Source organism: Caballeronia sp. EK (genome assembly GCF_014384845.1).
GTDB lineage: Bacteria > Pseudomonadota > Gammaproteobacteria > Burkholderiales > Burkholderiaceae > Caballeronia > Caballeronia jiangsuensis.
Genome location: NZ_JACSUE010000008.1, coordinates 148287 through 165611, shown reverse-complemented (window position 1 = coordinate 165611; position 17325 = coordinate 148287). Strand labels below are relative to the sequence as shown.

Annotated in this window: 15 protein-coding genes and 1 tRNA gene; 8 read left to right on the top strand and 8 right to left on the bottom strand. The window is 64.8% G+C overall.

The annotated features are described in order from the left end of the window. Nucleotides 1-29: 29 nt before the first annotated feature. Nucleotides 30-1607: a GDSL-type esterase/lipase family protein gene (locus tag IAG25_RS25095; RefSeq protein WP_187607256.1), complete on the top strand. Its 1578-nt coding sequence runs from the start codon at nt 30-32 to the stop codon at nt 1605-1607. 43 nt (nt 1608-1650) lie between these two features. On the opposite strand, the gene IAG25_RS25090 is transcribed toward IAG25_RS25095, so the two are convergent. The 5 genes from IAG25_RS25090 to trxB form a co-directional block, all read right to left on the bottom strand. Next, entirely contained in the window at nt 1651-1974 is a 324-nt protein-coding gene (locus tag IAG25_RS25090) for a rhodanese-like domain-containing protein (RefSeq protein ID WP_035505448.1), read from the bottom strand. 54 nt (nt 1975-2028) lie between these two features. Further along, on the bottom strand, nt 2029-2682 hold the full coding sequence (locus IAG25_RS25085) for a protein-L-isoaspartate O-methyltransferase family protein (protein WP_187607255.1): 654 nt from the start codon (nt 2680-2682) through the stop codon (nt 2029-2031). Between the two features lie 124 nt (nt 2683-2806). Continuing rightward, a complete protein-coding gene (locus tag IAG25_RS25080; protein ID WP_187607386.1) occupies nt 2807-3394 on the bottom strand; it encodes a trimeric intracellular cation channel family protein in 588 nt (195 codons plus the stop codon). A gap of 22 nt (nt 3395-3416) precedes the next feature. After that, nucleotides 3417-4244, bottom strand: a complete 828-nt coding sequence (locus tag IAG25_RS25075) for a Smr/MutS family protein (protein WP_187607254.1) — start codon at nt 4242-4244, stop codon at nt 3417-3419. Between the two features lie 185 nt (nt 4245-4429). Then, nucleotides 4430-5425, bottom strand: coding sequence for a thioredoxin-disulfide reductase (gene trxB / locus IAG25_RS25070; RefSeq protein ID WP_035505263.1), 996 nt, complete (start codon nt 5423-5425; stop codon nt 4430-4432). A gap of 361 nt (nt 5426-5786) precedes the next feature. Between trxB and IAG25_RS25065 the strand changes: the two genes are divergently transcribed. Together IAG25_RS25065 and lolA are read left to right on the top strand one after the other, a co-directional pair. Next, on the top strand, nt 5787-8114 hold the full coding sequence (locus tag IAG25_RS25065; protein ID WP_187607253.1) for a DNA translocase FtsK: 2328 nt from the start codon (nt 5787-5789) through the stop codon (nt 8112-8114). 30 nt (nt 8115-8144) lie between these two features. Next, nucleotides 8145-8825, top strand: a complete 681-nt coding sequence (lolA, locus tag IAG25_RS25060; protein WP_035505451.1) for an outer membrane lipoprotein chaperone LolA — start codon at nt 8145-8147, stop codon at nt 8823-8825. Between the two features lie 31 nt (nt 8826-8856). Here lolA and IAG25_RS25055 read toward each other — a convergent pair whose 3' ends face one another. Beyond that, nucleotides 8857-9777 carry a LysR family transcriptional regulator gene (locus IAG25_RS25055; RefSeq protein ID WP_187607252.1) on the bottom strand — a complete coding sequence of 307 codons (921 nt, stop codon included), beginning with the start codon at nt 9775-9777 and terminating at the stop codon, nt 8857-8859. A gap of 115 nt (nt 9778-9892) precedes the next feature. On the opposite strand from IAG25_RS25055, the gene speB reads away from it, so the two are divergent. Next, a complete protein-coding gene (gene speB, locus IAG25_RS25050; protein ID WP_238288218.1) occupies nt 9893-10909 on the top strand; it encodes an agmatinase in 1017 nt (338 codons plus the stop codon). Nucleotides 10910-10950: 41 nt separating this feature from the next. Next, on the top strand, nt 10951-12291 hold the full coding sequence (locus IAG25_RS25045; protein ID WP_187607251.1) for an MFS transporter: 1341 nt from the start codon (nt 10951-10953) through the stop codon (nt 12289-12291). Nucleotides 12292-12333: 42 nt separating this feature from the next. Here IAG25_RS25045 and cytX read toward each other — a convergent pair whose 3' ends face one another. Beyond that, a complete protein-coding gene (gene cytX / locus IAG25_RS25040; RefSeq protein ID WP_187607250.1) occupies nt 12334-13662 on the bottom strand; it encodes a putative hydroxymethylpyrimidine transporter CytX in 1329 nt (442 codons plus the stop codon). A 176-nt stretch (nt 13663-13838) separates the two neighbouring features. On the opposite strand from cytX, the gene IAG25_RS25035 reads away from it, so the two are divergent. The 3 genes from IAG25_RS25035 (at nt 13839) to IAG25_RS25025 (ending at nt 16773) form a co-directional block, all read left to right on the top strand. Beyond that, complete coding sequence (locus tag IAG25_RS25035) at nt 13839-15155, top strand: replication-associated recombination protein A (RefSeq protein ID WP_187607249.1); 1317 nt, start codon at nt 13839-13841, stop codon at nt 15153-15155. A 127-nt stretch (nt 15156-15282) separates the two neighbouring features. Then, nucleotides 15283-16581: a serine--tRNA ligase gene (gene serS, locus IAG25_RS25030; protein ID WP_187607248.1), complete on the top strand. Its 1299-nt coding sequence runs from the start codon at nt 15283-15285 to the stop codon at nt 16579-16581. A gap of 101 nt (nt 16582-16682) precedes the next feature. Continuing rightward, nucleotides 16683-16773, top strand: a tRNA-Ser gene (locus IAG25_RS25025). 90 nt (nt 16774-16863) lie between these two features. Here IAG25_RS25025 and IAG25_RS25020 read toward each other — a convergent pair. Then, nucleotides 16864-17214 (bottom strand): hypothetical protein, encoded by a 351-nt coding sequence (locus IAG25_RS25020; protein ID WP_187607247.1) that lies wholly within the window; start codon nt 17212-17214, stop codon nt 16864-16866. Between the last annotated feature and the right edge of the window lie 111 nt (nt 17215-17325).

The following is a 17325-nucleotide window of genomic DNA, read 5'->3' as shown; positions in this document are numbered from 1 at the left end:
CCACCAATTCGAAGAACAGGGAGGCGAACGTGAAAGGAGGGTTACACAAGCTCGTCGGCCTGGCGCTCGTCGTTTTTCTTTCATGGCCCGATACATCGCATTACTTCGCGCAGGGGGTCATCACGAGCGCACCGTGGACCGGAACGTGGTCGGCCGCGCCTGATGTCACGGCGGATCCCGGCTTCAACAACCAGACGATTCGCCACGTCGTGCATACGAGCATCGGCGGCACGGCGGCGCGCCTGACGTTTTCCAATCTGTTCGGCTCGCAGCCGGTCACGCTCGGCGACGTGCATATCGCGCGGCGGGCGGGCGGGGCGCGGACGATCGCCGGCACCGATCGCGCCGCGACCTTCAACGGCCAGCCCTACGTGACGATTCCGGCGGGCGGCACGGTGCAGACTGACGCCATCCCGTTTCAGGTGCCCGCACTCGCCGATATCGCCGTGAGCTTCCATATTCCGTCGCAGACGCAGCCCGGGGCGACCGGACATATCGAGGGCTTGCAGGACAACTGGATCGCGCCGGGCGACGTGAGCGCGGACCCGGCGTTCGCGGGCGGCGTCGTGAACGCGACGGGCGAGCAGTCGTACTATTTCCTCACCAATGTCGATGTGATGAACGCCGCGGCGACGGGCGCGGTGGTCACGTTCGGCGCGTCGATCACGGACGGGGTTTCATCGACACCCAACACGAACCGGCGCTGGCCGAACCGGCTCGCGGAGCGGCTGATCCGCTCGGGCATGACGGTCGGCGTGCTGAATCAGGGCATCAGCGGAAACGATTTCTTCACGGACGGTTCGGGCCAGGCCGGACTGAAGCGCTTTGCCCGCGACGTGCTCGGGCAGCCCAACGTGAAGTGGGTGATCGTCTCCGACGATGCGGTGAACAATCTCATCAGCGGCAATCCACCGAGCGCGCAGCAGCTCATCGGCGCGTATCAGCAACTCGTCCAGCAAACGAGCGCCGCGAAAGTGGGCCTGATCTGTTCGACGCTCACACCCTTTCAGGGCCTGGACGAGTGGACGCCCGAAATCGAGAACACGCGTCAGACGGTGAATGCCTACCTGCGCACCAAGGAAAGCGGCTGCGACGCCGTGCTCGATCAGGCCGCGGCGCTGGGCAATCCGTGGGGCTCGACCGATTCCACCGCGTACGCGCGCGCCTACAACAGCGGCGACGATCTGCATCCGGACGATGCCGGCATGTTGGCGATCGCCAATGCCGTCGATCTGTCCTGGTTCGCCGCGCTGCCGCCGGTCAACGCGCCGACGGCGTGCGGACGTATCGCGATGGGCGAGGGCTTTGGCGTCGGCGGATCAGTTGCGGCGTGCGGCGCAAATGTGCAAGCGAGCTTGCAGGGCGACGGTTATCTCGTCGCCGTGAGGAATGGCCAGACGATCTGGTCATCGCGCGTGAGCGGCACGCCGGGCGTCGAAGTCCGCATGCAGGAGGACGGCAACCTGGTGATGTACGACAGCAACGGCGCGATGGTCTGGCAGACGCACACGTCGGGCAATCCGGGCGCCTATGCGACTATCCTGCCGAACGGATATCTCGTCATATTCTCGGCGCGCGGCACGGCGCTGTGGTCGAGCGAGGGATGAGAAAAGCGTGCGGGCCGCGCGCGATGTGCGGCCCGAAAAGCGATCAGTACGTGGGAACCGACGGATCGACCTGACGCGACCATGCGTCGATGCCGCCGTACAGGTTGAACGTCTTCGTGAAGCCGCGCGATTCCAGGAACATCGCGACCTGCGCGCTGCGCGCGCCGTGGTGGCAGATGCAGACGATCTGCGCTTCGTCGTCGAGCTCTTCGCTGCGCGCGGGAATGTCGCGCATCGGAATCGTCACGATGTTATCCATCTTCGCCGTCTGGATTTCCCACGGCTCGCGCACGTCGAGCAGAACGGGAGCGGGGCGCGAGGCATCCGCGAGCCACGCGGCGAGTTCGGGTGCGGTGAGGTTTTGCATGAAGATCCTGACAAGACGCGCGAGGCCGGGCGCAACCGGCATCGCGCTTTCAGCTTAGAACTTGAACAGCGACGGATGCACCGCGTTCTTCAGCGGCGCGACGAGCGTTTCGAACACGTCCGACACGCGAAACTGCTTTTCGTCGACGCGCGTGATGATCTGCGCCTTCATGACCGGCGCCGCGCCGACGAACGCGGCAATGCGTCCGCCGATCTTCAGTTGCTCGAGAAATTCCTGCGGCATGACCGGCAGCCCGCCCGACACGCAGATCACGTCGTAAGGCGCGCCCTGATCCCAGCCGAGCGCGCCGTCGCCGGTGATCACGTCAACGTTCGTCACGCCATTCGCGGCGAGGTTCTGCTTCGCGAAACCGGCGAGTTCGGGCGAGATTTCGACCGTCGTCACGCTGCGGCCGCGATGCGCGAGCAGCGCCGCCATGTAGCCCGAGCCGCTGCCGATTTCCAGCACGGTCTCGCCTTTGTGAACCGCGAGCTCCTGCAGGATGCGCGCCTCGACCTTGGGCGAGAGCATGCGCTCGCCGCCGGGCAGCGGAATTTCGAGGTCCGCGAAAGCGATGTTGCGGTACGCGGCGGGAACGAAGTTCTCGCGCTTGACGATCGCGAGCAGGTTCAGCACGTCCTGGTCCAGCACTTCCCACGGACGAATCTGTTGCTCGATCATGTTGAAACGCGCTTGCTCGATGTTCATGTTCTATGTGCGTGATGGCGACCGGAGCGGGCTGCATCGCGGCCGGATGCGGGGCTGAAAACTATGCGATTGTAGCAAATGGACGCGTTTTCCCGCCCGTTTCGCGCGCGTGCCGGTGATGGACCTAGTGCGGCAGACGGATATCGAACTTGAAGGTGATGAGCCGTGCGATCAGGATGAACGCCGTCGAAATCAGCACGTTGTAGATCGTGTCGACGTCGAGCCGCTCCAGCCCGAGATAGATCCAGCAGCCGGCGAACGCGCACACCGCGTAGGGGCGCGAGTCGCGCAGGATCAGCGGAATCTCGTTGCAGAGCACGTCGCGCAGCACGCCGCCGAACACGCCGGTGATGACGCCCATCATCGTCGCGGTGAAGGCGGGCATCTGCGCATCGAGCGCGATCGAGGTGCCGGACACGCTGAAAAGGCCGAGCCCGATCGCGTCGGTGATGAGCAGCGCGCGCTGGTCGAAAAGGCGCGACGTGACGCGCAGGAAGATGGGCGCGAAGATCGCCATCGCGAAGATAAGGAGCACGTAGTCCTGATGCTCGACCCAGTAGAACGGCCGGCGCGAGAGCAGCACGTCGCGCACCGTGCCGCCGCCGAACGCGGTGACGAGCGCGACGAGAAACGCGCCGACCGCATCGAGCCTGCGCTTGCGCGCTTCGATGAGCCCGGAGAAGGCGTACGCGAAAATCGCGAGCGCCTCCATGATGGTAATGGCGAGGGTGAGTCTAGGATGCACTGTCCGGCCCCGGATCGCGATTCCTGCCGAGACTCTTGTCCTGCGGATGGTTGTGATGGCGCGCCGCGCCGCCCGGCTGCAGCAGCACGAGCACCGCGCCCGCGCCGCCATCGTGCGGGCGCGCCTGACAAAACGCGATCACTTCCGACTTCTGCACGAGCCACGCGCGCACCTTGCCCTTGAGCACAGGCTCCTTGCCGATGGAGCCGAGCCCCTTGCCGTGAATCACGCGCAGGCACCGCAGCCCGCGCTTCACCGATTCGCGGATGAACTCCGCGAGCGCCTCGCGCGCTTCTTCGCGGCGCATGCCGTGCAGATCGAGCTGCGCCTGCACGATCCACGCGCCGCGCCTGAGCTTCCTCACGACTTCCTGGCTGATGCCAGGCCGGTAGAAGGACAGCGTTTCGTCGATGTCGAGCAGGCTTTCGGGATCGTATTCGTCGGAGAGCGCTTCCTGCAGCACGGCCTCTTCGTCGCGACGGCTTTGCAGCGGCACCGGCGGAGGCGGCACGCGTGTGACGGTCGTGCGCGGCGGCGTCCTGAGCGGTTCGACTTCGCCGATCGCGCGACGGAACTCGTCGGCATCGGCGACGACTTCGCGTTCGGCGCGCGCCGCCGCGACGCGTTGCACTTCGCGCTTCTCGGCGTCGGCTTTCAGTGCGCGCTTGAGCGTGGAAAGGCCCGACAGCCCGTCGCGCTTCACGGCGGCAGCGACGTCGCGCGCATCGACTGGCCGGGCCGGCGCGGGCGTGGCCGGCCGCGCCGCTTCTCTGCGCCGGACTTTCGGTTCGTTCGGGTGAGGGAGGTTCTTCGGCATCGTTCGGCCAGCGGAAATCGACAGGAATCAGGCTCGACGCGAGGCGCGCCTCGAATCGAAAACGGGCCGACGGCGTGAACCGTGGCCCGTTTTTATCGCGAGTCGGCGCTATCGGACGCGCCAGAAGCGGACGAACTCCATTCTAGCGGTTCGCCGCGCTCGCCCGCGCCCGGATGGACGCCCGATCAGCGATCCGCTTCGTGGCTCATCGAATGCGGCGTCGGCGTTTCGTCGATGGTCTCGAGATAGCGCTGCGCGTCGAGCGCGGCCATGCAGCCCGTGCCCGCGCTCGTGATCGCCTGGCGATACACGTGATCCTGCACGTCGCCCGCCGCGAACACGCCGGGGATGCTCGTCGCGGTGGCGTCGCCGGTGGTGCCGCCCTTCGTGATGATGTAGCCGTTCTTCATCTCCAACTGGTTGACGAAGAGATCGGTGTTCGGCTTGTGGCCGATCGCGACGAACACGCCCTGCAGCGCGATGTCCGTGGTCTTGCCCGACTGCGTATCCTTGATGCGCAGGCCGGTGACGCCGGAATTGTCGCCCGTCACTTCGTCGAGCACGTGATTCCACTTGATATCGACGATGCCTTCCTTTTCCTTCGCGAGCAGGCGGTCGATGAGGATAGGCTCGGCGCGGAACTTGTCGCGGCGATGCACGACCGTCACTTTCTTCGCGATGCCCGCGAGATAGATCGCTTCCTCGACGGCCGTATTGCCGCCGCCGATCACCGCGACTTCACCGTTGCGATAGAAGAAGCCGTCGCAGGTCGCGCAAGCCGACACGCCCTTGCCCATGAACGCTTCTTCCGACGGCACGCCGAGATATTGCGCCGATGCGCCCGTCGCGATGACGAGCGAATCGCAGGTGTACTCGCCCGAATCGCCGATCAGCCGGAAGGGGCGCTCGTTGAGCTTCGCCGTGTGGATGTGATCGAACACGATCTCGGTGTTGAAGCGGCGAGCGTGCTCTTCGAAACGCTGCATCAGTTCCGGGCCCTGCACGCCCGACGGGTCCGCCGGCCAGTTCTCGACGTCCGTGGTGGTCATCAACTGGCCGCCTTGCGCGAGGCCGGTGATGAGCAGCGGCGACAGGTTCGCGCGCGCGGCGTACACGGCGGCGGAGTAGCCGGCGGGGCCGGAACCGAGAATCAGCACTTTGGCGTGTTTGGGCGAAGACATGATGATGGTCCGTTATTGATGGTCGGCTCGGAAGTACGCGTGGCCTGCAATGCAGCAATATCGACGCCGCTCGTGGCCGGAGAATGCGCGCGACGCTCCCGATGATCCAAATTTAGGTGCAAAAAGGGGATTATAAAGGCCGCTGGAAAAGCCTTCCCGAGTGAACCTTTCAATCGGTTTGATAGCCGTGGACAGCGAGGACCGCCGCATGACTTGCTCGTGACGAGTGTTACAGGTTGCAAGAACGCGTCCGTTTTGCGCCTTTCACCGCAACGCAGCGTTTACAATAGGCCACCGTTCCATGCGGTCCTTGCGTAGAGGCGTGAGCCGCAAAAAAGCGACACAAAGCGACACCGAATCAATGGCCAAAGCTACCTATTCCGCGAGCCCGCAGGCGTTGCCGCACCGCATGTCGCGGCTCTTCACCGAAATTCGCTGGATTCTCCAGGTCGCGCTCGGACTGTTCCTCGTGATGGCGCTCCTTTCGTACAGCCGCAAGGATCCGAGCTGGACCCACGCGGTGAGCGTCGATCACATCGGGAACTGGGCGGGGCGCGTCGGCGCGTACACGTCCGATATCCTGCTGCTCGTCTTCGGGCTGTCTTCCTACTGGCTGGTCGTGCTGCTCGCGCGGCGCATCGTCGCGAACTACCGGCGTCTCATTCAGCACACGACGCAGCCGCCCGCCGTCGATGAAGACGCGCCGCGCGACCGCACCTGGCTTGCCGAAGCGTTCGCGTTCGTGCTCGTGCTGCTCGCGAGCGACGGCATCGAGGCGCTGCGCATGTGGTCGCTCAAGGTGCAGTTGCCGCGTGCGCCGGGCGGCGTCGTCGGCGATGTCGTCGCGCGGCATGTTTCGCATGCGCTCGGCTTCACGGGCGCGACCCTGTTCTTCTTGATCGCGCTCGCGATCGGCCTGTCGCTCTATTTCCGTTTCTCGTGGCTGTCCGTGTGCGAGAAGCTCGGCGACGGCATTCTCAACGCGATCACCGGCGCGCAACTGCGCCGCGAAGCGGGACGCGACCGCAAGCTCGGCGAAGCGGCCGCGGTCAAGCGCGAAGACAAGGTCGTGCGTTCGCGCGAGAAGAGCGAGGATCACGAACCGGTGATGATCGTGCCCGCGGCGCCCGCGCCCGCGCGTTCCGAACGCGCCGAGAAAGAAAAGCAGGTGCCGCTCTTCAAGGACCTGCCGGGCGATTCCACGTTGCCGCCGCTCGCCTTGCTCGATGCGCCGCCGAAGGTCCAGGAAACCATCGCCGCCGATACGCTCGAATACACGTCGCGACTCATCGAAAAGAAGTTGAAGGACTTCGGCGTCGAGGTGAGCGTGATCGCCGCGTATCCGGGGCCGGTCGTCACGCGCTATGAAATCGAGCCCGCGACGGGCGTGAAGGGCAGCCAGATCGTCGGTCTCGGCAAGGATCTCGCGCGCTCGCTGTCGCTCGTGTCGATTCGCGTCGTCGAGACGATTCCGGGCAAGAACTACATGGCGCTCGAATTGCCGAACCAGCGCCGTCAGACGGTCAAGCTCTCCGAGATTCTCGGCTCCGAGGTCTATGCGAACGGCGCGTCGCCGCTCACGATGGGCCTCGGCAAGGACATCGGCGGCAATCCGGTCTGCGCGGATCTCGCGAAGATGCCGCACTTGCTGGTCGCGGGCACGACGGGCTCGGGCAAGTCGGTCGGCATCAACGCAATGATCCTTTCGCTGCTCTACAAGGCGAGCGCGGATCAGGTGCGCCTGATTCTCATCGACCCGAAGATGCTCGAAATGAGCGTCTACGAAGGCATTCCTCATTTGCTGTGTCCGGTGGTGACGGACATGCGGCAGGCCGGCCACGCGCTCAACTGGGCGGTCGCCGAGATGGAGCGCCGCTACAAGCTGATGAGCAAGATGGGCGTGCGCAATCTCGCGAGCTTCAACACGAAGATCGATGAAGCGAAGAAGCGCGACGAAAAGATTCCGAATCCGTTCAGCCTCACACCCGACGATCCGGAGCCGCTCACGCGCCTGCCGAACATCGTCGTCGTGATCGACGAGCTCGCCGACCTGATGATGGTCGTCGGCAAGAAAGTCGAAGAGCTGATCGCGCGGATCGCGCAGAAGGCACGCGCGGCGGGCATCCATTTGATCCTCGCGACGCAGCGGCCTTCGGTCGACGTGATCACCGGCCTCATCAAGGCGAACGTGCCGACGCGTATGGCGTTCCAGGTGTCGTCGAAGATCGATTCGCGCACGATTCTCGACCAGCAAGGCGCCGAATCGCTGCTCGGCATGGGCGACATGCTCTATCTGCCGCCCGGCTCCGGGCTGCCCGTGCGCGTGCACGGCGCGTTCGTGTCGGACGAGGAAGTGCATCGCGTGGTCGACAAATTGAAGGAGCACGGCGAGCCGAACTATATCGAGGGCATTCTCGAAGGCGGCCTGGCCGGCGACGGCGACGAAGGCTCGGCGGGCGCGGGCGGAACCGGCGGCGCCGACGGCGAGTCCGATCCTTTATACGATCAGGCGGTCGAGGTCGTCATCAAGAACCGGCGCGCGTCGATCTCGCTCGTGCAGCGGCATTTGCGCATCGGCTACAACCGCGCGGCGCGTCTGCTCGAACAGATGGAAAACTCGGGGCTCGTGTCGGCGATGTCGTCGAACGGCAACCGCGAAATCCTGACGCCGGCGCGCGACGCGGAGTGACGCGCGCGCGTCCAAATGGAGAACATAACGATGAAGCAATTTACGGGGAACCCGCTCACCAGGGCATTCGGTGCGGCGATCTTTTCGGCGACGATGCTGTTCGCATCGCATGCATTCGCGAGCGGCACGGAGCAATTGAAGGCGTTCGTGTCGCAAGTTCACGCGGCGCGCGGCGACTTTACGCAGCAGGAAATCAAGGCGCCCGGCAAGACCAACAACGGCGCGACCTCGAACGCCATGCCGACCAAAGGCCAGACCTCCAGCGGCACCTTCATGTTCGCGCGGCCCGGCAAGTTCATCTGGTCGTATCAGAAGCCGTATGCGCAGATCCTGCAGGCCGACGGCGACAAGCTCTACGTCTACGACAAAGATTTGAACCAAGTCACCGTGCGCACGCTCGGCGGCGCGCTCGGCGCGAGTCCGGCGGCGATCCTCTTCGGCAGCAACGATCTTGAGAAGAACTTCAACCTGCGCGATGCGGGCGAGAAGGGCGGCATCGACTGGCTGGAACTCACGCCCAAGGCGAAGGACACGCAGTTCGAGACGGTCGGCATCGGCTTCAGGGACGGCAATCTGCAAGCGATGGAATTGCACGACGTGTTCGGCAACGTCACGTTGCTCACGTTCTCGAATATCCAGAAGAACCCGCCGATCAAGAGCGATACCTTCAAGTTCACCGTGCCGAAGGGCGCGGACGTGATCAACGGCTGATCCGAAAAGGGCGCGACGAAAGCGCCCTTTTTCATTCGATGGCCGCGTGCGCCGCGGCCATGTCATCGAGAAACGCCTCCACGATCTCCCGCTTCGCGCCCCGCGCGCCGCTCACGCGTTCCGCGCGCGTGACCATCTGAAACGCGACGCGATAGCGCATTGCCTGTGGATTGAGCGCCGCGAGCACGCCGTCCTTCACGTAGGGCGCGGCGAAGTGCTCGGGCAGATAACCGAGATGCCTGCCCGAGAGCACGAGCATCGCGACGGCCTCCATGTTGTCCGCCACCGCGCCGATATTGCGCGGCGTGAGCTCGCCGGCCTCGGGCAGCGGATAGCTGCGCCACGCCCAGTCGTGCTCGAACGCCTGCGCGATGCCTACTTCGCCTGCCCGCGCGAACAACGGATGCTCGCGTCCGCAGTACGCGAGCTGATCTTCCGCGAAGATCTCGGTGTATTCGAGCGACGGCACGCGATGCCAGAAGTAGCCGATCGCCATCTGGATACGCCCCGACAGCAGCATCTCCTCCAACTCACCCGGTGAGCGCACCAGCACCGCGAAGCGCACGGATTCGTCGCGCTGCCGGAAACGCGCGATCGCCTGACTGACGCGCGCGTTCGCGCTGACGGGCGTATTGCCGATCATCCCGAGCGTGAGCGAGCCGACAAGCTTCTTGCCGACATTGCGCGCGGTCGAATCGAATGTGTCGATGGCGGCGAGCAGCGTCCGGCACGCCTCGACGAACTGCTCGCCGCGCGAAGTCAGCGCGAAGCCGCCGCGCCCGCGTTCGCAGAGCCGGTAGCCGAGCCGCGTTTCGAGCGTCGCGAGTTGCGTGCTGATGGTCGATTGCCCGACGTTGAGCGTCGCCTGCGCGGACGAAACGCCGCCCGCATCGGCGATGGCGAGGAACACGCGGATCAGGCGCAGATCGAGATCGGAAAGGTGAGTGAACATGGGGCGCCGCCGATACATCGAAAAATATCGATGTTAAGTTAATTTTATCGCCATTTTATTTTTATCCAGAACTCGCTATTAATTGTCAGATGTCAACGCGAACCCATCTGACGCCATGAATACATCCTCACTTTTCGCCCCCGCCGAACACTTCGATTCGCACTTCGTCGAACAGCGCGCCGAGCGCCCGCAGCCGTTGTCGGGCAACCAGATGCCGCGTTGCGGCGGCATCACGACGATGATGCGCCTGCCGCACGTCCAGTCGGCCGAAGGGCTCGATGCGTGTTTCGTCGGCGTGCCGTTCGATCTCGGCACGTCGAATCGCACCGGCGCGCGCTTCGGTCCGCGTCAGGTGCGCAGCGAATCCGTGCTGCTGCGCCCGTACAACATGGCGACGCGCGCCGCGCCTTTCGATTCGCTGCGCGTCGCGGATATCGGCGATGTCGCGATCAATCCGTACAACCTGCTGGATTCGATCGACCGCATCGAGCGCGCTTATCGCGAGATCCTGAAGCACGACTGCAAGCCGCTCACGCTCGGCGGCGATCACACCATCGCGCTGCCGATCCTGCGCGCGATCCACGCGAAGCACGGCAAGGTCGGGCTGATTCATATCGACGCTCACGCGGACGTCAACGACACGATGTTCGGCGAAAAGATCGCGCACGGCACGCCGTTTCGGCGCGCGGTGGAAGAGGGCCTGCTCGATTGCTCGCGCGTCGTGCAGATCGGCCTGCGCGGAACGGGCTACGAAGCCGGCGATTTCGACTGGTGCCGCGAGCAGGGTTTCCGCGTCGTGCAGACGGAAGAGTGCTGGAACAAATCGCTCGCGCCGCTGATGGACGAAGTGCGCGCGCAAATGGGCGATGGCCCCGTCTACATCACGTTCGATATCGACGGCATCGATCCCGCATTCGCGCCCGGCACCGGCACGCCGGAAATCGCCGGACTGACCGTGCCGCAGGCGCTCGAAATTGTGCGCGGCGCGCGTGGGCTGAATATCGTCGGGGCGGATCTGGTGGAAGTCGCGCCGCCCTATGACCCGTTCGGGACGACCGCGCTGCTGGGCGCGAACCTCGCGTTCGAACTGCTGTGCGTGCTGCCGGGCGTCGAGTACCGCGCGGCAAAGTAAGACTCGCATCAAGACCAAAGCAATAACGGAGACATCGTTTCATGACCGCAGTAAAAAACGCGTCACGCGCGCAACCGAAGCGCGCCGCGCTCGCCTCGTTCATTGGCACCACGATCGAGTGGTACGACTTCTATAGCTATGCAACCGCCGCGGCCATCGTGTTCGGCCCGCTGTTCTTTCCCGGCGAAAGCCGTCTCTTGAGCCTGCTCGCGTCGTTCGGCACGTTCGCGATCGGCTTCTTCGCGCGGCCGCTCGGTGGCGTGTTGTTTGGGCATATCGGCGATCGCGTCGGGCGCAAACGCTCGCTGATGCTCACGCTCATGTTGATGGCGGTATCGACGGTCGCGATCGGCTGTCTGCCGACGTTCGATAAGGCAGGCGCGATCGCGCCGGTGCTGCTGATCGTGCTGCGCCTGCTGCAGGGCGTCGCGGTCGGCGGCGAGTGGGGCGGCGCGGTGCTGCTCGCGGGCGAGCACGCGCCCGAAGGCAAGCGCACGTTCTTCGCATCGTTCGCGCAACTCGGCAGCGCGAGCGGCCTGATTCTCTCGATTCTCGCGTTCGGCGTCGCGAGCAAGCTGCCCAACGCGGACTTCATGTCGTGGGGCTGGCGCGTGCCGTTCCTCGCGAGCATCGTGTTGCTGATCGTGGGCTTCGTGATCCGGGCGGGCGTCGATGAATCGCCGGAATTCGAGGCGCTCAAGGAAGAGCGCGAACTCGCCGAGCATCCGCTGAAGGAGACGATGAAGCAATGGCGGCTCGTGCTCGTCGTGCTCGGCGCGAACGTCTACGGCATCGCGGGCGTGTATTTCAGCAACATCTTCATGATCACGTACGCGACGCAGTATCTGTCGCTCGATCGTTCGATGGTGCTCGACGCGATGTTCTATGTCGCCGTGCTGCAGTTCTTCGTGCAACTGGGCGCGGCGTTCGTCGCGCAACGCTTCGGCACCGCGCGCGTGCTGACGATGGCGGCCGTGTGGGCGATCGTCGTGCCGTTCATCATGCTGCCGCTCGTACGAATGGGCACGTTCGGTTCGGTGACGCTCGGCGTCGGGCTCGCGACGATCGCCGAATCGGGCTATTACGCGGTGATCGCGGGCTTCGTCACCGGCATGTTCGCGGCGCGCATCCGCTATACGGCGATCTCGCTCGCGTATCAGGTCTGCGGCGCGCTCGCGGGCGGCCTCACGCCGCTCTTCGCGACCGTGCTCGCCGAACGCTACTCGCCGAGCTGGGTGCCGATGGCGCTGTTCTATTCGAGCTTCGCGCTGCTTTCGCTCGTCTGCGTGCGATGGCTTGCGCGTCGCGAGGCGGCGGGCGATTTCGAGGAGCGCGGCGAGACACGCGCTTCGGTGCCGCAGGGCTTGAGTTCTGCAAGCTGATGTGAAAAAGCCGCCAGAAATGGCGGCTTTTTCGTTGAGCGGTCACGCGTAGGCGCGGCGCCGTCCCGACAGAAGCAGCAGATAGCACACCGCGCCGAGCGCGAGCGCGGGCAGCGTCGCGCCGAGATTGGGCAGCCATTGATTGATCGCGTGATACGCCGCGATCCCGATGCCCCACGCGATGAACGCGCTCACATGCCAGCCGCCGGAAAAGCCGTAACGCCCGTCGATGGACCCGAGCGCGGCCGTGTCGATGCGGCGTTTGCGCACGATGAAATGATCGGCCAGCACGACGCCGAAGAGCGGCGCGAACACCGAGCCGATCAGCAACAGGAAGTTCTGATACTTGCCCATCTCGACGACCAGCGCGACCAGCGTGCACAGCGCGCCGAACGCGCACGAGAGCATCGGCACGCCGGCGCGCGCCCAGAAGGTGCCCGTCGATACGGCCGCGGAGTGGATATCGGCGAAAGCGTTGTCGATTTCATCGATCAGAATGAGGAACAGCGCGATGCCGCCACCGGCCTGCGCGAGCGCGGTCGTGAGTAGCGCATCGCCGCCGCCCGCCGCAAGTCCGTAGATCGCGCCGAGCGCATAGAACCACAGATTCGCGATGCCATAGCCGAGCAGCGTGCCGCGAAACGCGCCGCCCGCGCTCTTGCCGAAGCGCGTGTAATCGGCGATCAGCGGCAGCCACGACAGCGGCATCGCGACGACAAGGTCGATACCCGCGCCGAACGCCAGCTCGCCCGTGCCGGGACGCGCCAGCAGCGCGGCGAGATCGTGCTTTGCGAGCAGATTCCACGTGAGCCAGCCTGCGCCGCCGAGCAGCAGCCAGATGCCCCAGGTGCGCAAGAAACGCCGCACGAAGGAGAGCGGGCCGCTGATCGCGAGCAGCGTCGCGAGCGCGCCGAAGATGAGCGTCCAGACGAGCGGCATCGAGAGGTGAAAGGATTGCTTCGCGAGCGCATCGGCGGAATCGCGCATCACGATGATCTCGAACGAGCCCCAGCCGACGAGCTGGATCGCGTTGAGCACCGCCGGCACGGATGCGCCGTGCACGCCGAGCGTCGGGCGCAGCGAGGACATCGCCGCGAGCCCCGTATCCGTGCCGACGACGCCCGCCAGCGCGAGCAGCACGACGCCGATCACCGTGCCGATGGCGATCGCCATCAGCGCGTGCGGCAACGACAATCCCGGCACGAGCAGCGCGCCCGCCTGCGCAACAAGCAGCCCGATGCCGAGCGAGAACCACAGCGCGAAGGCATCGCTCGTGCCGAAGGCGCGCCGCTCGGGCGGCACGGGCGTGAGCGGCGCGTAGGTCGAAGTCTCGCCGTGCGCCGCGGCGTTCGTGGTGTGCTCTTGCCCCATCGGATTGCGTCCTTGTCGTGTGAAAGCGTGGTTTCCGGGCGCGTGGCCCGCTTCGTGCGAGACCGCCGCTGTCAGGCTGTCATAATGACCCGATTCTGCGGCCGCGCCGCGCCGTCCTGAAGGGCGAGATTATCGCCGCGATCCACCCAACCGCGTCAACCTGCATCGCACAGCACATGTTCGAAGAAAACCGTGGCAATGTTCCGCTCGCGGAGCGCCTGCGCCCCCGCACCATCGACGACGTGATCGGCCAGAAACATCTGCTCGGTCCAAACAAGCCGTTGCGCGTCGCGTTCGAATCGGGCGAGGCGCATTCGATGATTCTCTGGGGCCCGCCCGGCGTCGGCAAGACCACGCTCGCGCGCCTCATGGCCGATGCGTTCCACGCGCAGTTCATCTCGCTCTCGGCGGTGCTTTCGGGCGTGAAGGACATCCGCGAGGCGGTGGAGACCGCGCAGATCCATCGCGCGAACGGGCATCAGACGCTCGTGTTCGTCGACGAAGTGCATCGCTTCAACAAGAGTCAGCAGGACGCGTTCTTGCCGCACGTGGAGTCGGGCCTGTTCGTGTTCGTCGGCGCGACGACGGAGAATCCGTCTTTCGAGGTGAACAGCGCGCTCCTGTCGCGAGCGGCGGTCTACGTGCTGAAAAGCCTCGACGCCGAGGAACTGAAGGAACTGCTCGAACGCGCGTCGAAGGAACTCGGCGGGCTGACATTCACCGACGAAGCCCGCGACGCGCTGATCGGTTCCGCCGACGGCGATGGCCGCAAACTGCTGAACAACCTGGAGATCGTCGCGCGCGCGGCGGCGCAGCAAAAGCAGACCGATGTCGACGGTGCGCTCCTGGGCAGTGCGCTCGCCGAGAATCTGCGCCGCTTCGACAAGGGCGGCGACGCGTTTTACGACCAGATCAGCGCGCTGCACAAATCCGTGCGCGGCAGCAATCCGGACGCCGCGCTGTACTGGTTCTGCCGCATGCTCGACGGCGGCGCGGACCCCCGCTACATGGCGCGGCGCATCGTGCGCATGGCGTGGGAGGACATCGGGCTGGCCGATCCGCGCGCCGCGCGCATCACGCTCGATGCGGCCGAGACGTACGAGCGCCTCGGATCGCCGGAAGGCGAACTCGCGCTCGCGCAGGCGCTCATCTATCTGGCGGTCGCGCCGAAATCGAACGCGGGCTACAACGCGTACAACGAGGCGCGGCGCTTCGTCGGCAAGGACCAGTCGCGCGGCGTGCCGGTGCATCTGCGCAACGCGCCGACCAAGCTGATGAAGGAACTCGGCTACGGACACGAATACCGCTACGCGCACGACGAGCCCGACGCCTATGCGGCCGGCGAAACCTATCTGCCGGAAGGCATGCGCGATCCGTACTGGTATCAGCCGACGCCGCGCGGACTCGAAGGCAAGATCGGCGAAAAGCTCGCGCGTCTCGCGGAACTCGACGAAGCCTGGCGGCGCGAACATCGCGACGACAAGAAGCGATGAAATCACGGCGTTCGTTTCGCGTGCGGGCGAACCGCGTTTCGCCGGGCGGATCGCCGATCGCACCGGCGCGCAGTGACCGTGCGCTAAAATCGGTGTTTCCGATTACTTAACAAAGCTGCCCCCCGCCATGCTCGACATCCAAACCCTCCGCAAAGACCTGGACGGCGTCGCGAAGCGCCTCGCCGATCGAGGCTACACGCTCGACGTCGCCGCCTTCGCGGCGCTCGAAGCCGAGCGCCGCGAGATCCAGACCCGCACCGAAGAACTGCAGGCGCGCCGCAACAGCCTGTCGAAGCAGATCGGCGCGATGAAGGGCCGCGGCGAGGACACGTCCGCGGTGATGGCGGAAGTGGGCGGCATCGGCGACACGATGAAGGAATCGGCGGCGAAGCTGGACGACGTGCAGAAGCGTCTGTCGGACCTGATGCTGACCGTGCCGAACCTGCCGCACGAGAGCGTGCCGGTCGGCAACGACGAGACGCAGAACGTCGAAGTGCGGCGCTGGGGCGCGCCGCGTTCGTTCGACTTCGAAGTCAAGGATCACGTCGATGTCGGCGCGCCGCTCGGCCTCGATTTCGAAACGGGCGCGAAGCTCTCGGGCGCGCGTTTCACGTTGCTGCGCGGGCCGATTGCCCGGCTGCATCGCGCGCTCGCGCAGTTCATGATCGACACGCACACGGAGCAGCACGGCTATACGGAGGCGTACACGCCGTATATCGTGAATCCGGAGATTCTCTACGGCACGGGCCAGTTGCCCAAGTTCGCCGATGACATGTTCCGCGTCGAGAAGGGCGGCGACGAAAGCACGGTCACGCAGTACCTCATCTCTACGTCGGAGATCTCGCTGACGAACACGGTGCGCGACAGCATCCTCGAAGCCAGTGCGCTGCCGGTGAAGCTCACCGCGCATTCGCCGTGCTTCCGTTCGGAAGCGGGCTCGTACGGGCGCGATACGCGCGGCCTGATTCGCCAGCATCAGTTCGACAAGGTCGAGATGGTGCAGATCGTGTCGCCGGAGCATTCCTATGCCGCGCTCGACGAGATGGTCGGGCAGGCGGAGACGATTCTCCAGAAGCTGGAACTGCCGTATCGCGTGATTACGCTGTGCACGGGCGATATGGGTTTCTCGGCCGCGAAAACGTTCGATCTCGAAGTGTGGCTGCCGGCGCAAAACACGTATCGCGAGATTTCGAGCTGCTCGAATACCGAGGCGTTCCAGGCGCGTCGCATGCAGGCGCGCTTCCGCAATGCGCAGGGCAAGCCGGAGTTCGTTCACACGCTGAACGGCTCGGGGCTGGCGGTCGGCCGCACGCTCGTCGCGGTGCTGGAGAACTTCCAGAACGCGGACGGCTCGGTGACGATTCCGGCGGTACTTCGCCCGTACATGCGCGGCGCCGAAAGAATCGAAGTTTCGGCAGCAGTGTGACGTTTATTTCCAAAAAGAGGCTTGGAAAGCGCGAAAGAGTTCGATATACTTTCGTTCTTCGTTGAGCAACGACCGGTTCACGAAGACCCGAAAGGGTAGACGGAGAGGTGGCAGAGTGGTCGAATGTACCTGACTCGAAATCAGGCGTACGGTTTTCCCGTACCGTGGGTTCGAATCCCACCCTCTCCGCCAAGACACTAAAACCCCGCAAGTCGTGAGACTTGCGGGGTTTTGCTTTTGGGTCTTCACATGAAGCTCCGCTTCGTCGAGCGGAGCGTTTCCTCAAGTCGTACACCGCGCGATATCGAATCGCAATTCCGGTTCCGGCACGCCGCCATCGTCGCTCGACGACTGCTGCACCTTCACGATCGATCCATAAGCCGAAGGCGTCAGCGTCACGAGCCACGCATTCGACCCGACCAGCAACTCCGTCGTCCCCTGATCGCGCCGCGTTTGCGCGGAGGGAATCATGCGTTGCAGACAACTCGATATATCCGACGCAGCCCGCGCCGACGAAACGTGAATCACGGGCTTCGACGCGCGCAATTCGGGATCGCTCGTCGAACTACAGGCGGCGAGGGCGGCGGCGCCTGACAGCACAGCGGAAATCAGCGTCAATCGATACACGTTCATAACACTCCGGCAGGTTCGAAATCGGGCCACTAAAACACAAACGCGCGGTCATCACAAGGGCGAAAAACGATCGCGCCGCATCCCGAAAAAGCGCGCCCGAAGCTTCGAAAT

What these genes read in the sequence shown, in the direction of transcription:
- IAG25_RS25080 (WP_187607386.1), bottom strand. Translation starts at nt 3,394, where the DNA reads ATGGAGGCGCTCGCGATTTTCGCGTACGCCTTCTCCGGGCTCATCGAA.
- IAG25_RS25020 (WP_187607247.1), bottom strand. Translation starts at nt 17,214, where the DNA reads ATGAACGTGTATCGATTGACGCTGATTTCCGCTGTGCTGTCAGGCGCC.
- IAG25_RS25035 (WP_187607249.1), top strand. Translation starts at nt 13,839, where the DNA reads ATGTTCGAAGAAAACCGTGGCAATGTTCCGCTCGCGGAGCGCCTGCGC.
- lolA (WP_035505451.1), top strand. Translation starts at nt 8,145, where the DNA reads ATGAAGCAATTTACGGGGAACCCGCTCACCAGGGCATTCGGTGCGGCG.
- cytX (WP_187607250.1), bottom strand. Translation starts at nt 13,662, where the DNA reads ATGGGGCAAGAGCACACCACGAACGCCGCGGCGCACGGCGAGACTTCG.
- trxB (WP_035505263.1), bottom strand. Translation starts at nt 5,425, where the DNA reads ATGTCTTCGCCCAAACACGCCAAAGTGCTGATTCTCGGTTCCGGCCCC.
- IAG25_RS25065 (WP_187607253.1), top strand. Translation starts at nt 5,787, where the DNA reads ATGGCCAAAGCTACCTATTCCGCGAGCCCGCAGGCGTTGCCGCACCGC.
- IAG25_RS25055 (WP_187607252.1), bottom strand. Translation starts at nt 9,777, where the DNA reads ATGTTCACTCACCTTTCCGATCTCGATCTGCGCCTGATCCGCGTGTTC.
- IAG25_RS25075 (WP_187607254.1), bottom strand. Translation starts at nt 4,244, where the DNA reads ATGCCGAAGAACCTCCCTCACCCGAACGAACCGAAAGTCCGGCGCAGA.
- IAG25_RS25085 (WP_187607255.1), bottom strand. Translation starts at nt 2,682, where the DNA reads ATGAACATCGAGCAAGCGCGTTTCAACATGATCGAGCAACAGATTCGT.
- speB (WP_238288218.1), top strand. Translation starts at nt 9,893, where the DNA reads ATGAATACATCCTCACTTTTCGCCCCCGCCGAACACTTCGATTCGCAC.
- IAG25_RS25090 (WP_035505448.1), bottom strand. Translation starts at nt 1,974, where the DNA reads ATGCAAAACCTCACCGCACCCGAACTCGCCGCGTGGCTCGCGGATGCC.
- serS (WP_187607248.1), top strand. Translation starts at nt 15,283, where the DNA reads ATGCTCGACATCCAAACCCTCCGCAAAGACCTGGACGGCGTCGCGAAG.
- IAG25_RS25045 (WP_187607251.1), top strand. Translation starts at nt 10,951, where the DNA reads ATGACCGCAGTAAAAAACGCGTCACGCGCGCAACCGAAGCGCGCCGCG.